This is a genomic window from Limnohabitans sp. Jir72 (genome assembly GCF_003063575.1).
In the GTDB taxonomy this organism is placed as follows: domain Bacteria; phylum Pseudomonadota; class Gammaproteobacteria; order Burkholderiales; family Burkholderiaceae_C; genus Limnohabitans_A.
Genome location: NZ_NESC01000002.1, coordinates 216,412 through 231,008 on the forward strand (window position 1 = coordinate 216,412; position 14,597 = coordinate 231,008).

Genomic DNA, 14,597 nt, shown 5'->3' on the forward strand with positions numbered 1-14,597 from the left:
TTAATTGCCGACCGTCACATACACATGGCATGTGGGCTTGCTGATGCGGTTACCGCGGCCTTTGGCGCGGGCGGTGAAACGCTTGAGCGTGGTGCCTTGCTCAACGTAGATGGTTTTCACCTTCAATTCGTCGATGTCGGCGCCGTCGTTGTGCTCGGCGTTGGCAATGGCGGACTCGAGAACCTTCTTGACGATGCCAGCAGCTTTTTTCTGCGTGAAAGTCAAAATGTTCAGAGCTTGATCCACTTTCTTGCCGCGAATCAAATCGGCGACCAGACGGCCTTTATCGACCGACAAACGGACGCCCCGGAGGACTGCACGTGTTTCCATGGTCTTTCCTTATTTCTTCTGGACTTTTTTGTCCGCAGGGTGACCCTTGAATGTCCGGGTCAATGCGAATTCGCCCAATTTGTGGCCAACCATCTGGTCGGTCACATAAACAGGAACGTGTTGCTTGCCGTTGTGAACGGCGATGGTCAGACCGATGAACTCGGGCAGAACCATGGAGCGACGCGACCATGTTTTGACGGGCTTTTTATCTTTGGTGGCAACGGCTTTTTCAACCTTCACCAGCAAATGGTGGTCAACGAATGGACCTTTTTTCAGAGAACGAGTCATTGGCTACCCCTTACTTCTTGCGACGCGACACGATCATGACCTGTGTGCGCTTGTTGTTACGGGTACGGTAGCCTTTTGTCAGGTTACCCCATGGGTCAACTGCATGACGGCCTTCGCCGGTGCGACCTTCGCCACCACCGTGTGGGTGATCCACTGGGTTCATGGCAACGCCACGAACCGTTGGGCGGATACCCATCCAGCGCTTGACACCGGCCTTGCCCAATTGGCGCAGGCTGTGTTCTTCGTTGGCGACTTCACCAATCGTTGCACGGCACTCGATGTGGATCTTGCGAACTTCACCGGAGCGCATACGCACTTGAGCGTAGATGCCTTCGCGAGCCAGCAAGGTTGCCGAGGCACCAGCCGAACGGGCGATCTGAGCACCAGCACCGGGCTTGAGCTCGATGCAGTGAATGGTCGAACCCACGGGGATGTTGCGGATCGGCAAGGTGTTACCAGCGCGGATCGGGGCTTCAGCACCCGACAGCAGCGTTGCACCGACCTCAATGCCACGGGGGGCAATGATGTAGCGGCGCTCGCCATCGGCGTAGCACAGCAAAGCAATGTGCGCGGTACGGTTTGGATCGTACTCAATGCGCTCAACTTTGGCTGGAATCGCGTCCTTGTTGCGCTTGAAGTCCACCACGCGGTAGTGGTGCTTGTGACCACCACCTTTGTGGCGTGTTGTGATGTGACCGTTGTTGTTACGGCCAGCCTTCTGGTGCTGGGGTTCCAGCAGAGGAGCGTAGCCTTCACCTTTGTACAGGTGGTCACGGGTGACCTTCACCACGCCACGACGGCCTGGGGAGGTAGGTTTGATCTTGATGACAGCCATGATTACGCAGCCTCCCCGGACAGGTTCAGCTCTTGACCTGGTTTCAGCGTGACATAAGCCTTGCGAATGTTGTCGCGACGGCCGATGGTCTTGCCAAAACGCTTGGTCTTGCCCTTGGTATTCACCACAGACACGCCTTTGACCTCGACCTTGAACATCAATTCCACAGCGGCTTTGATTTCAGGCTTGGTAGCGTCCTGCAGCACTTTGAATGTCACAGCGTTGGACTTTTCAGCAACCTGCGTGGCCTTTTCGGACACGATGGGAGCCACCAACACCGACATCAGACGACCTTCGTCAAACTTCACGGCGCTCATGCGAACATCTCCTTGAGTTTGTCCATGGCACCTTTGGTCACGAGGACTTTCTTGAAGTTCACCAAAGACACGGGATCGGCATAACGTGGCTCAACAATCAGGATGTTGATCAAGTTGCGCGATGCCAGGTACAGGTTTTCGTCGACTTCGTCAGCGATCACCAACACGTTGTCCAGGCTCATGGCCTTGAACTTGGCGGCCAAGGCTTTCGTCTTGGGGGTCTCGACTTTGAAGGAGTCCACCACAGCCAGGCGACCTTCGCGGGCCAACTGCGAGAAGATCGAAGCCATACCAGCGCGGTACATCTTCTTGTTGATCTTCTGGGTGAAGTTTTCGTCGGGCATGTTCGGGAAAATCCGACCACCGCCGCGCCACAGAGGCGAGGAAGTCATACCAGCACGTGCGCGACCAGTACCTTTTTGTTTGAAAGGCTTCTTGGTGGAGTGGTGAACTTGTTCACGGTCCTTTTGAGCGCGGGTGCCTTGACGGGCATTGGCCTGATAAGCCACCACGATCTGGTGAATCAGGGCTTCGTTGTATTCACGACCGAACACGGTTTCAGGCGCGTCCACTTTGGAGGCGGCTTGACCTTGGTCGTTCAGGAGTTCGAGCTGCATCAGTTCGCTCCTTTAGCTTTAACGGCGGGACGCACAGTCACGAAACCACCTTTGGAACCGGGGATAGCACCTTTGATCATCAACAGACCACGGGCTTCGTCAACGCGGACCACGTCCAAGTTCTGGGTGGTGCAAGTGACATCGCCGAGGTGACCCGACATTTTCTTGCCAGGGAACACGCGACCAGGATCCTGCGCCATCGAGATCGAACCGGGCACGTTGTGCGAACGGCTGTTACCGTGCGACGCGCGCTGCGATTTGAAGTTGTGACGCTTGATCGTGCCGGTGAAGCCCTTACCGATGGAAGTGCCTTGCACGTCCACTTTCTGGCCCACAGCGAACACAGCAGCCACGGGCACAGCAGCACCAGCAGCGTACTGGGCAGCCGTGTCGGCGGTCACGCGGAATTCTTGAATGATTTCACCGGCTTCAACACCGGCTTTGGCCAAGTGACCAGCGATAGGCTTGGTCACACGCGATGCCTTGCGGGCACCAAATGTCACTTGCAAAGCGACATAGCCATCGTTCTCTTGGGTTTTGACCTGGGATACGCGGTTGTTAGAAACATCCACCACTGTGACAGGCACTGCGTCCCCATCATCAGTGAACAGACGCATCATGCCCACCTTGCGACCCAGCAACCCGAGGGAGTTGCTCAGACTCATTGTTTTCTCCAAAACTTCCACCGCGGCCACTTCAATTGGCAGCCACGTTTTTGCGTGAAAGACTGTTAATAAATCTCACCCCAAAACGGAGTGAGCCTGAAATTATAGCCCGGCTGGCCATTTCTAGCAAGTCAGGCTATTTTTCAAGTGATTTGGGCGGTTCAAGACCACCCCAAACTGCATTACTGCAACTTGATTTCCACGTCTACGCCGGCGGGCAGATCGAGTTTCATCAAGGCATCCACAGTTTTATCTGTAGGGTCCACGATGTCCATCAAACGCTGGTGTGTGCGAATTTCCAACTGGTCACGGCTGGTCTTGTTGACGTGAGGTGAACGCAGGATGTCGAAACGCTTCATGCGGGTTGGCAATGGCACGGGGCCCTTGACAATCGCGCCGGTGCGCTTGGCAGTTTCAACGATCTCAGCAGCGGACTGGTCGATCAGTTTGTAGTCAAACGCCTTCAGGCGGATGCGGATTTTTTGCTTGGATGACATGTCAATTCCTTGTGGTAAGTGTTCTGATGACAGCGCGCAAAGGCCAGGCCCTTGCGACACTGAACCACAAAAAATTAAGCAATGATCTTGGCAACAACGCCAGCACCGACGGTACGGCCGCCTTCGCGGATGGCAAAGCGCAAGCCCTCTTCCATCGCGATGGGGTTGATCAACTTCACAGTGATCGACACGTTGTCACCAGGCATCACCATCTCTTTGCCTTCTGGCAATTCGATCGCGCCCGTCACGTCAGTCGTACGGAAGTAGAACTGGGGACGGTAGTTGTTGAAGAATGGCGTGTGACGGCCACCTTCGTCTTTGGACAAGACATAGATCTCGCCCGTGAAGTGGGTGTGTGGCTTGATCGAGCCTGGCTTGCACAGCACTTGGCCGCGCTCGACGTCTTCGCGCTTGGTGCCGCGCAGCAAGATGCCGACGTTGTCGCCAGCTTGACCTTGGTCCAGCAGCTTGCGGAACATCTCAACGCCCGTGCAAGTGGTCTTGACCGTGTCTTTGATACCCACGATTTCGATTTCTTCGCCGACTTTGACGATACCGCGCTCGATACGGCCAGTCACCACAGTGCCGCGGCCAGAGATGGAGAACACGTCTTCCACGGGCATCAAGAAAGCACCGTCCACTGCACGCTCAGGTGTAGGGATGTAGGTGTCCAAAGCGTCAGCCAGCTTCATGATGGCTTCTTCGCCCAAAGGACCCTTGTCGCCTTCCAGGGCCAGCTTGGCTGAACCTTGGATGATCGGTGTGTCGTCGCCTGGGAAGTCGTACTTGGACAACAACTCACGCACTTCCATCTCGACCAGTTCCAACAACTCAGCGTCGTCGACCATGTCGCACTTGTTCAGGAACACGATGATGTAAGGCACGCCAACCTGACGAGCCAACAAGATGTGCTCGCGGGTCTGAGGCATAGGGCCGTCAGCAGCGGAGCAAACCAGGATCGCGCCGTCCATCTGGGCAGCGCCCGTGATCATGTTTTTCACATAGTCAGCGTGGCCTGGGCAGTCCACGTGCGCGTAGTGACGGTTAGCCGTCTCGTACTCCACGTGTGCGGTGTTGATCGTGATACCACGGGCTTTTTCTTCGGGTGCAGCGTCGATCTGGTCGTACGCTTTGGCCGAACCACCGAATTTGGTAGCCAACACAGTGGTGATGGCAGCAGTCAGTGTCGTTTTGCCGTGGTCAACGTGACCAATGGTGCCGACGTTGACGTGCGGTTTGGTCCGTTCGAATTTTTCTTTAGCCATTTTTCAATCCTTAAAAAGAGCAATGCCCGTGTGTTGGTTTAATGTTTGCATCAGGTTGCTTGATCACTCCGCACGGGCACAGAGTGGCACTTGATCGCAGACAGTTTCTGAACTTTCAGATCTGACTATGGCTTGCTTTTCACTTGCTTTTAGTCAGAGGTGCCCGAGCAAATTCGCAGGCGAATTTGGTCCGGCACACAGTCTTTTATTTTGCGCGTGAAGCGACGATGGCTTCGGCCACGTTGCGAGGAGCTTCAGCGTAGTGCTTGAATTCCATCGTGTACGTTGCACGACCTTGCGACATGGAGCGCAGTGTGGTCGAGTAGCCGAACATTTCGGACAATGGCACTTCTGCTTTGATCGCTTTGCCGCCACCGACCATGTCGTCCATGCCTTGGACCATGCCACGGCGTGAAGACAAGTCGCCCATCACGTTACCAGCATAGTCTTCAGGGGTCTCGACTTCCACCGCCATCATCGGCTCCAGAATCACGGGGCTGGCTTTGCGGCAACCTTCTTTGAAGCCAAAGATGGCGGCCATCTTGAAGGCCATTTCGTTCGAGTCCACGTCGTGGTACGAACCGAAGTGCAAGGTGACCTTGACGTCCACAACGGGGTAGCCCGCCAGCACGCCTTGACCCAAAGCTTCGATCACGCCTTTTTCCACCGCAGGGATGTATTCACGGGGAACCACACCGCCCTTGATGGCGTCAACGAATTCAAAGCCCTTGCCAGGTTCCTGAGGTTCAACCTTCAGAACCACGTGGCCGTATTGACCCTTACCACCGGACTGACGCACGAACTTGCCTTCGGCCTCTTCGACGGTCTTGCGGATGGTTTCGCGGTAAGCCACTTGGGGCTTGCCCACGTTGGCTTCCACACCGAATTCGCGCTTCATGCGGTCCACGATGATTTCCAGGTGGAGTTCGCCCTGGCCGCCGATGATGGTCTGACCAGATTCTTCGTCGGTTTGCACGCGGAAAGATGGATCTTCGGCAGCAAGACGGGACAGCGCCATGCCCATTTTTTCTTGGTCAGCCTTTGTCTTAGGTTCAACAGCTTGGCGGATCACCGAGTCAGGGAACACCATGCGCTCCAAAGTGATGATCGCATTGGGATCGCACAAGGTTTCGCCTGTGGTCACATCTTTCAAGCCCACGCAAGCAGCAATGTCGCCAGCGCGGATTTCGTCGACTTCTTCACGGTTGTTGGCATGCATCTGCACGATACGGCCAATGCGCTCTTTTTTGCCGCGCACAGAGTTGTAAACGGTATCGCCCTTTTTCAGAACGCCGGAATACACACGCACAAATGTCAGCTGACCCACAAATGGATCGGTCATCAGTTTGAAAGCCAGCGCAGAGAATTTCTCTTCGTCGTCGGCCTTGCGTGTAATTTCTTTTTCGTCTTCGTCAAAACCCTTGATGGCTTTCACGTCGAGAGGAGAAGGCATCAGTTCGAGAACCGCATCCAACATGCGCTGCACGCCTTTGTTCTTGAACGCTGTACCGCACAACATGGGCTGGATTTCGCTGTTGATGGTGCGAACGCGCAAGCCTTGCGTGATTTCTTCTTCGGTCAAGTCGCCTTCTTCGAGGTACTTGTTCATCAGCTCTTCAGAGGCTTCAGCAGCCGCTTCGACCATTTTCTCGCGCCACTCTTTGGCCACTTCGACCAAGTCGGCAGGAATTTCTTCGAAAGTGAACTTCATGCCCTGGGAAGCTTCGTCCCAGATGATGGCTTTCATCTTGCGCAGATCGACCACACCCGTGAAGTTTTCTTCGGCACCGATTGGGATCACGATCGGCACTGGGTTGGCCTTCAGGCGCAACTTCATCTGCTCCACGACTTTGAAAAAGTTGGCACCGGTACGGTCCATCTTGTTCACAAAGGCCAAACGTGGCACTTTGTACTTGTTCGCCTGACGCCACACGGTTTCAGACTGGGGCTGCACGCCGCCCACAGCGCAATAAACCATGCAAGCACCGTCCAGAACACGCATGGAACGCTCAACTTCAATCGTGAAGTCAACGTGGCCGGGGGTGTCGATGATGTTGATGCGGTGGTCTTCGAAAGAGCCGTCCATGCCCTTCCAGAAGCAGGTGGTGGCAGCAGAGGTGATCGTGATGCCACGCTCTTGCTCTTGCTCCATCCAGTCCATGGTAGCAGCGCCGTCGTGCACTTCACCAATTTTGTGGTTCACGCCGGTGTAAAACAAGATACGTTCGGTCGTGGTGGTCTTGCCAGCGTCAATGTGCGCCGAAATACCAATGTTGCGATACCGCTCGATAGGGGTGATGCGAGCCATAAATTTCTCCAATGATTAAGTACCAAAGCCCGCCACCCCTTTTGGGGCCAGCGGGCTGGCTTCTGACAGTGTCGGGCTTCTTTGTGAAGCCCTTGTGAATCAGAAGCGGAAGTGCGAGAACGCCTTGTTGGCTTCGGCCATGCGGTGAACTTCGTCACGCTTTTTCATGGCACCGCCACGGCCTTCGTTGGCCTCGAGCAATTCGTTGGCCAAACGCAGGGCCATCGACTTCTCGCCGCGCTTGCGTGCGGCTTCTTTGATCCAGCGCATCGACAGGGCCAAGCGACGAACAGGGCGCACTTCAACAGGCACCTGGTAGTTCGCACCACCCACGCGGCGGGATTTCACTTCCACCATGGGCTTGACGTTGTTGATGGCGATGGAGAACAGCTCGACAGGGTCTTTGCCTGTTTTCTTTTCCATGTTTTCGAGGGCACCATAAATGATGCGCTCGGCAACAGCTTTTTTGCCGCCTTCCATGATCACGTTCATGAACTTGGACAACTCGACATTGCCGAACTTGGGATCCGGCAGGATTTCACGTTTAGGGACTTCGCGACGACGTGGCATATTTCACCTCATATTGCTTCAGTTGGCGTCTTTTCAGACACCGCGAGCGTTATTCAAAACACTCACTTACTCGACCCACCAGGACAATTCCGGGCTTCGGGTCACTTCGCTGGATCACCGCGCCACGCGGGAAACAGCACCGAAAAATTTCAACCCGTGAGGGCTTACTTGGCTTTTGGCTTCTTCGCGCCGTACTTGGAGCGAGACTGCTTGCGGTCTTTCACGCCTTGCAGATCCAGAGAACCGCGGACAATGTGGTAACGCACACCTGGCAAGTCTTTGACACGACCACCGCGCACCAGAACAACAGAGTGCTCCTGCAGGTTGTGGCCTTCACCGCCGATGTAAGAGATGACCTCAAAACCGTTGGTCAAGCGCACTTTGGCAACTTTACGCAGAGCGGAGTTAGGCTTTTTAGGCGTTGTGGTGTACACACGGGTGCAGACACCACGACGCTGTGGAGAGTTTTGCATCGCAGGGCTTTTGGACTTGATCGTTTCGACCTCGCGCCCCTGACGCACCAATTGATTGATGGTTGGCATTGTTTGTAACGTCCCTAAACGTTGAATTTAGACAAAAGAAACTTCCCCGCCCCAAAAGCGGAAAAGCCCGCCAGTATAACCGCCCGACGAGCTTGTGACAAGTTCTGCACAATTGACGGGGGCTGACAGGGACCCGATTCACTTGACCCACAGGCGTACAGCATCCCAGGCACGCCCCAGCACTCCGGCTTGCTCCACGCCGTCCAAGGCCACGAGAGGCACATCCAGCAAAGGCTGATCGCCGCGCAAAACCTTCAAAGTGCCCACCGCCTGCCCTTTGGCAAAAGGCGCAACCAAGGGATCTGGACGCACAACCTGAGTTTTGATCTGTGTCGCACTGCCCGACGGCACAGCGACAACCAACGGCCGAAATGTGCCCAGTTTCAAGGTGTTTTCTTTTCCCTTCCAAACAAAAGGCACAGCAACTGGCTGGTTGGCATCAAACAGCTTGACCGCATCAAACGCTGTGTAACCCCAATTCAGAAGTTTTTGACTTTCATTGGCACGGGCGTTTTCGCTGTCGGTGCCCACCACGATGGACAGTAAACGACGCACGCCCACATTCGGGAATTCCCTTTTTGCCGTAGCTACCATGCAATACCCTGCAGCCTGGGTGTGTCCGGTTTTCAAACCATCGACCGTTGGGTCGCGGAACAACAACAAATTGCGATTGGACTCGTTGGCGGCAGGGGTGCCTGGATAGCGGTACTTCTTGATCGCGTAGTAAGACAAATATTCTGGGAAATCTCGCATCAAGCGCGTAGCGAGAATACTCAGATCACGCACCGAAGTCCTGTGACCAGGGGCGGTCAAGCCCTCTGGATTCTTGTAGTTGGTCTGGTGCATGCCCAAGGCCTGTGCCTGGTTATTCATCATCTCCACAAATCGATCCACGTGGCCGCCCACGCCTTCAGCCAATGCGATGGTTGCATCGTTTCCGGACTGCACGATCATGCCCTTGATGAGATCCTCAACAGGCACTTTCATTTTCGGGTCGATGAACATGCGAGAACCTGGCATCCTCCAAGCACCCTTGGACACCGGGAGTGTTTGCTTCAGATCGATCTTGTGGGCCTTCAAAGCATCAAACACCAGGTAAGCCGTCATCAGTTTGGTCAGCGATGCAGGTTCAATTGCCGTATCAGGATCTTTGGCTGCCAGAACCTGATTGGCTGTGACGTCCAGTAACAAATAGGCTTTTGCTGCAACTTCTGGCGCTTGCGGCATTTGCGCATGAACGCTCACAGCAAACGCTGCCCAGCCACTCATTAGAAAAGTTTTAAATAAACGAGTCATAGACTCCAAGTGAAGACCTCAAAATAGGCGATCTAGAATGTATCTCAGGCCCGCAAGTGACGAACCACCAGAGACTTCAGAAGGGGCAATTGTCCATGAAAGAAGTGCCCAACACCGGGAATCACCGTCACGGGCAAGGTTTGTGGCCGGGCCCAATCCATCACACTGCTCAAGGCTACCGTATCGTCCTGCTCACCATGAATGACCAACGTGCGTTCATGCATCTCGGGAACCACGGATGCCACCTTAAAACGGGATACAGCCGTGCCCACCAAGACCAACTTGTCTAAGTTGCGCTGCATGCACTCAGCTTGTGCCACATGGCTGGTCACGAAAGCGCCAAATGAAAAACCCGCCAAAGCCAAAGGTCCATCAGCTGCGACTTGCGCAATGACCGATCGCATATCTGATGCCTCGCCTCGTCCTTCATCATATGTGCCATCACTGGCACCCACACCACGAAAATTGAAACGCACTGCTTGCCAGCCACATTGAACAAAAGCACGTGCCAATGTTTGCACTACCTTGTTTTGCATGGTGCCGCCAAATAAAGGATGGGGATGCGAAATCACAACCGTGCCCCGCACAGCGCCATGAACAGGCAAATCACGCAAGGCCTGCACCTGACCAGCGCCTCCCTCCAAAGTAAGAGATTGGGTAGCCGAGTTCATCAGCGCCCCAAATGCTCAGGCGTGACCAAGCGCTGCACAATTTGGCCATTTTTGAGATGCGATTGAACAATTTCTTCAATATCTGCGTGATCGACATAGGTGTACCAAACACCCTCCGGGTACACCACCGCCACTGGTCCACCCGAACAACGGTCCAGGCACCCCGCCTTATTCACCCTCACCTGACCCGTGCCAGACAACCCCAGCTCTTTGATGCGGTTTTTACAATGGTCAAACGCTGCCTGCGCGTTGTGTTGAGCGCAGCTAACTTCGCCATTTTTTCGCTCATTGAGACAAAAAAAGATATGGCGCTTGAAATATGAAGAAGTGTTTGAGTCGATCATCACTCCATTCTAGGGCCGCCTGATCAGTCCACCATCATGGATTTAACCGACGACAATCGCCGCACCAGATACAGCAAGGTCGCATACGGCCATAACCAACCCAACCACTGAATCAAGCCGTGGAAGCGGATGAACTGCCCACGCTCCCAAGTCTGCAAAGTCAAGGAGAAATATGCGTCTGCCGAAGCATTGTTGAGCAAGCTCAGTTGCCAGACCAATGCGACCAAAGCCATGACCAAGCACATCCGGGCAGAAGCAAAAATAAAGCCCCCAGCGCCAACGACGGCCAACCCAAACCCCATGGCCACCTCGGTACTGACCCAACCCCAGGCATGCACGGGGCCATAAGTCAATGCAGCAGACAAAGCACTCGCTGCAACTCCAACAACCAGCCATAAGCAAGCCACGATGAAGCGCTGCCGTCTTTCACGCAACACACTAAAAGCGAGCCAGCACGGCAAACACAAACCGATCGCTACACACAACATTTCGCTCATCGGTAAAAGAGGCTGCAACTCCACCTCACGCAAAGGCATCCATTCCAGCCAAGGCGTACCCTCCAGCAGATCAGCCAATGCCGCTTCAAATCGTTCCAAAATTTGCCCCAAGCCAAACGCTACGGGAGCAGGAAACAAAAGCGCCATTGGCCAAACCGCCAGCAGCACCAACGCACTGCCAGCATCCGTTACAAACCAACGGTCTCGAAAACGACTCCAGCGCTCAATCAGACCCACCCAAGTCAAAGTACGCGCCGCAACCGCACCGAGCCAGGCTCCAATCACGTTCAAAGCTGCATCAACATTAGAAGGAACACGGACTGGCAAAAACACTTGCAAGGTTTCCATGGCCAGTGCCAAAGCAGCCGCAGCCAAAGTGGCGATCACAATAGGCGGCCAGTCCCTTTGCGTGCGATGCAAAGCCAACGCCAGCAAAAAGCCCAAAGGGGCATAGCCAAGGACATTGGACAACACATCAAAGCCTGTCCAATACTTGGGCAAAGGGGCAGAAAGAAATGACCAGGGCGATATGCCCTGAACACGCCAGTTGTCAAACGGGTACAAGCTGGCATAGACGATCAGGACTGTGTAAATCCACGCCAAAGGCCAAGCCGCTGTTTTGCGCATCATGGCTTTGCGCGTGCAGCCCTCAGAAGGGCTTGACGACCACCAACACGACAACGGCCAACATCAGCAACACAGGCACTTCGTTGAACCAGCGGAACCAGACATGGCTGCGCTGCATGCGACTGGATTCGAATTTGCGCAAAATCATGCCGCAGCCATGGTGGTAACCGATCAGCAACAACACGATCAACAGCTTGGCGTGCATCCAGCCCTGACCGGGGCCCCGACCAATGCCGTATACCAGCCACAGCCACAACCCCAAACCCAAAGCGGGCACAGCCAAAATCGTCATGAATTTGTAGAGCTTGCGTGCCATGAGCAGTAACCGGTCGAGCTCCGCCTGCGATGCAGGCTCGATCATGGCCAGATTCACAAAAATGCGAGGCAGATAAAACAGGCCCGCAAACCAGCTGGCGATGAAGACGATATGAAAGGCTTTGATCCAGAGCATGAGGCAAGTGTAGCCATTGACCGCTGCATGCGGGCATTTTGTCCCTTGCGGACAAAAAACCCCTCGGCCATAAGCCGAGGGTGGGAAGCCTTTTTGCTGTCACACATCAAGGCACCCGCTCAGGGAGGTAAAGCGGGAGGCAGCAAGCTGCCTGGGTACAAATTTATCAAATAACAAAACCAATAACAAGCTTGTTTAAAAAATTTTTATGGTTTTTTGTTGTTTTCGCGCTTCAGCAGAGTGGTCTGTCCACAACAGGACCGCTCAGCAAAAGACTTCAGGCACAATTTTCAACATGAACCCCGTCGCCCCCTTCCCCTCCAACCGCCCACGGCGCCTGCGTCGTGACGACTTCACCCGCAACCTGGTACGCGAACACCAGGTCACGCCGCACGACCTGATCTACCCCGTCTTCGTGTTGGACGGCCAGAACCAGCGCCAGCAAGTGGGCTCCATGCCGGGCGTCGAGCGCCTGTCGCTCGACCTGCTGCTGCCCGTGGCCGAAGACTGCGTCAAGCTCGGCATCCCGGTGATGGCGCTGTTCCCGGTGATCGACGCCTCACTCAAGGACCCGACCGGCAGCGAAGCCATGAACCCCAATGGCCTGGTGCCCCGCGTGGTACGTGAGCTGAAAAAACGCTTTCCCGAACTGGGCGTGATGACCGACGTGGCGCTCGACCCCTTCACCAGCCACGGCCAGGACGGCCTGCTGGACGAGACCGGCTACATCTTGAACGACGAAACCACCGCCGTGCTGGTGCAACAAGCCCTGACACAAGCCGAAGCTGGCGTGGACATGGTGGCCCCCAGCGACATGATGGACGGGCGCATCGGCGCGATCCGCAACGCGCTCGAAGCCCGTGGCCTGATCCACACCCGCATCATGGCCTACAGCGCCAAGTACGCCAGCGCCTTTTACGGCCCCTTCCGCGACGCGGTCGGCTCGGCCAGCAACCTGGGCAAGAGCAACAAGAAGGTCTACCAAATGGACCCGGGCAACAGCGATGAAGCCCTGCGCGAAGTCGCCATGGACCTGGCCGAAGGCGCCGACATGGTCATGGTCAAGCCAGGCATGCCGTATTTGGACATCGTGCGCCGCGTCAAAGACGAATTCAAGGTGCCCACCTTTGCCTACCAAGTGTCGGGCGAATACGCCATGCTCAAAGCCGCTGCACAAAACGGCTGGCTGGACCACGACCTGGTCATGATGGAAAGCCTGCTGGCCTTCAAGCGCGCAGGCGCCGACGGCGTGCTGACCTACTTTGCACGCGACGCGGCCCGTTTGATCCGCCAGGGCTGAGCCCATGCGGGTCTTCAGCGTTTCGGGCACACAGGTTCAGGCGGGACTGGCCCTGCCCGAGCAACTGCCCGAACACGGCTACCTCTGGATCGCCTGCTCGCGCGAAGCCTTTTTGGCCGAGCTGAGCGCCATCCAAAGCACACTGGAAAAACTCACGGGCCAAACACTGGTCGACCTGCACGTCTCCGACCTGCTCAACGCCCAGCTGCCTTCGCGTTTTGATTACAGCTCGCATTACGACCTGATGGTGTTCAGGCGTCTGGCGCAGCGCCCGGACAGCGCAGCCGCCAGTCCCACCGCGCTCACAAACAACGGCCTGACGGCACAAGGCGCCAAGCGCTCGGGCCCGCCTGTGCTGCACCGCATCGACACCAGCCCGGTGGGCTTTGCGGTGTTCGACCGCGTGCTGGTGAGCGTGCACCCGGCCGACTGCGCCGTGCGCGAGGCCTACGCCAGCCGCCTGCTGGCCAGCACGCAGGCCCACGATGCGACCGACCCGCGCTCGACTGGCGCACGCGGGGTGCCCCACAACCCGGCCGACATGATGCTGCGCATCGTCAGCCACATGGTCGACGGTTACTTGGATCTGCGCCGCGAACTGAGCCGCCAGCTGGACCACTGGCAAGCCGAACTGCTGCACCCGCGCACGCGCTTCAACCGCTGGGACGCCTTGCTCCACGCCCGCATGGCGCTGCACCAACTCGAAGCCCTGTGCGACGACCAGCACACCGCCATGCAAAGCTGGACCGAATCACTGGACAGCTGGCGGATTGCACCCGACAACACAGCGCAGCGCGAACACGAGCTGCTCAAGATCCGCAGCCGTGACGTGCTCGAACACATCGACCGCGTGGTCCAGCATGTGCGCCGTCTGGAGCACAACACCGAAACCGCGGTGCAAATGCACTTCAATGTGCAGGGCAACCGCACCAACGACATCATGCGCACCTTGACGGCGCTGACGGCCATCTTTTTGCCACTGAACCTGATTGCAGGCATCTTCGGCATGAACTTCGAGTTCATCCCCTGGCTGCACCAAGCCTCGGCCTTCTGGTGGACGCTGGGCACCATGGGCTTCATCGCACTGAGCATGGGTCTGCTGTTCTGGCGCAAGCGCTACCTGGCCAGAACCGGCGACTAGGGACAAACTGTCGCAGCGGGGCGCATTTCCTACAGG

18 protein-coding genes are annotated in these 14,597 nt (G+C 56.0%); 2 read left to right on the plus strand and 16 right to left on the minus strand.

Going from position 1 to position 14,597, the window contains the following annotated elements; all coding sequences use genetic code 11:
* The 16 genes from rplV to B9Z52_RS04110 form a co-directional block, all read right to left on the minus strand.
* The gene (rplV, locus tag B9Z52_RS04035; protein ID WP_019426902.1) at positions 1 to 330 is read right to left on the minus strand and encodes a 50S ribosomal protein L22; all 330 of its coding nucleotides are present in this window, start codon (positions 328 to 330) and stop codon (positions 1 to 3) included.
* 9 nt (positions 331 to 339) lie between these two features.
* Complete coding sequence (gene rpsS / locus B9Z52_RS04040; RefSeq protein ID WP_108326812.1) at positions 340 to 618, minus strand: 30S ribosomal protein S19; 279 nt, start codon at positions 616 to 618, stop codon at positions 340 to 342.
* A 10-nt stretch (positions 619 to 628) separates the two neighbouring features.
* Positions 629 to 1,453 carry a 50S ribosomal protein L2 gene (gene rplB / locus B9Z52_RS04045; RefSeq protein ID WP_108412561.1) on the minus strand — a complete coding sequence of 275 codons (825 nt, stop codon included), beginning with the start codon at positions 1,451 to 1,453 and terminating at the stop codon, positions 629 to 631.
* A gap of 2 nt (positions 1,454 to 1,455) precedes the next feature.
* Positions 1,456 to 1,770 carry a 50S ribosomal protein L23 gene (gene rplW / locus B9Z52_RS04050; RefSeq protein ID WP_108412562.1) on the minus strand — a complete coding sequence of 105 codons (315 nt, stop codon included), beginning with the start codon at positions 1,768 to 1,770 and terminating at the stop codon, positions 1,456 to 1,458.
* The gene (rplD, locus tag B9Z52_RS04055; RefSeq protein WP_053172821.1) at positions 1,767 to 2,387 is read right to left on the minus strand and encodes a 50S ribosomal protein L4; all 621 of its coding nucleotides are present in this window, start codon (positions 2,385 to 2,387) and stop codon (positions 1,767 to 1,769) included. The genes rplW and rplD overlap by 4 nt, the downstream gene beginning before the upstream one ends.
* Complete coding sequence (gene rplC / locus B9Z52_RS04060) at positions 2,387 to 3,052, minus strand: 50S ribosomal protein L3 (RefSeq protein ID WP_108326904.1); 666 nt, start codon at positions 3,050 to 3,052, stop codon at positions 2,387 to 2,389. The genes rplD and rplC overlap by 1 nt, the downstream gene beginning before the upstream one ends.
* A gap of 182 nt (positions 3,053 to 3,234) precedes the next feature.
* Positions 3,235 to 3,549 (minus strand): 30S ribosomal protein S10, encoded by a 315-nt coding sequence (gene rpsJ / locus B9Z52_RS04065; protein ID WP_100133892.1) that lies wholly within the window; start codon positions 3,547 to 3,549, stop codon positions 3,235 to 3,237.
* A gap of 74 nt (positions 3,550 to 3,623) precedes the next feature.
* Entirely contained in the window at positions 3,624 to 4,814 is a 1,191-nt protein-coding gene (gene tuf, locus B9Z52_RS04070; protein WP_108412496.1) for an elongation factor Tu, read from the minus strand.
* 205 nt (positions 4,815 to 5,019) lie between these two features.
* A complete protein-coding gene (gene fusA / locus B9Z52_RS04075; protein WP_108412563.1) occupies positions 5,020 to 7,122 on the minus strand; it encodes an elongation factor G in 2,103 nt (700 codons plus the stop codon).
* A gap of 99 nt (positions 7,123 to 7,221) precedes the next feature.
* The gene (gene rpsG / locus B9Z52_RS04080) at positions 7,222 to 7,692 is read right to left on the minus strand and encodes a 30S ribosomal protein S7 (protein WP_019426275.1); all 471 of its coding nucleotides are present in this window, start codon (positions 7,690 to 7,692) and stop codon (positions 7,222 to 7,224) included.
* A gap of 164 nt (positions 7,693 to 7,856) precedes the next feature.
* A complete protein-coding gene (gene rpsL / locus B9Z52_RS04085) occupies positions 7,857 to 8,234 on the minus strand; it encodes a 30S ribosomal protein S12 (protein WP_011466063.1) in 378 nt (125 codons plus the stop codon).
* Positions 8,235 to 8,372: 138 nt separating this feature from the next.
* Positions 8,373 to 9,503: a D-alanyl-D-alanine carboxypeptidase family protein gene (locus B9Z52_RS04090; RefSeq protein ID WP_233251814.1), complete on the minus strand. Its 1,131-nt coding sequence runs from the start codon at positions 9,501 to 9,503 to the stop codon at positions 8,373 to 8,375.
* Between the two features lie 71 nt (positions 9,504 to 9,574).
* Positions 9,575 to 10,201: an alpha/beta hydrolase gene (locus B9Z52_RS04095; protein WP_108412565.1), complete on the minus strand. Its 627-nt coding sequence runs from the start codon at positions 10,199 to 10,201 to the stop codon at positions 9,575 to 9,577.
* Positions 10,201 to 10,545, minus strand: coding sequence for a ferredoxin (locus B9Z52_RS04100; protein ID WP_108412566.1), 345 nt, complete (start codon positions 10,543 to 10,545; stop codon positions 10,201 to 10,203). Before B9Z52_RS04100 ends, B9Z52_RS04095 begins: the two co-directional genes overlap by 1 nt.
* A 23-nt stretch (positions 10,546 to 10,568) precedes the next feature.
* A complete protein-coding gene (locus B9Z52_RS04105; protein ID WP_369907849.1) occupies positions 10,569 to 11,669 on the minus strand; it encodes a VanZ family protein in 1,101 nt (366 codons plus the stop codon).
* Between the two features lie 22 nt (positions 11,670 to 11,691).
* The gene (locus B9Z52_RS04110; protein ID WP_108412568.1) at positions 11,692 to 12,120 is read right to left on the minus strand and encodes a CopD family protein; all 429 of its coding nucleotides are present in this window, start codon (positions 12,118 to 12,120) and stop codon (positions 11,692 to 11,694) included.
* 295 nt (positions 12,121 to 12,415) lie between these two features.
* On the opposite strand from B9Z52_RS04110, the gene hemB reads away from it, so the two are divergent.
* On the plus strand, positions 12,416 to 13,420 hold the full coding sequence (hemB, locus tag B9Z52_RS04115) for a porphobilinogen synthase (protein WP_108412569.1): 1,005 nt from the start codon (positions 12,416 to 12,418) through the stop codon (positions 13,418 to 13,420).
* Positions 13,421 to 13,424: 4 nt separating this feature from the next.
* Positions 13,425 to 14,561, plus strand: a complete 1,137-nt coding sequence (locus tag B9Z52_RS04120; protein ID WP_108412570.1) for a magnesium transporter CorA family protein — start codon at positions 13,425 to 13,427, stop codon at positions 14,559 to 14,561.
* Positions 14,562 to 14,597 lie beyond the last annotated feature (36 nt).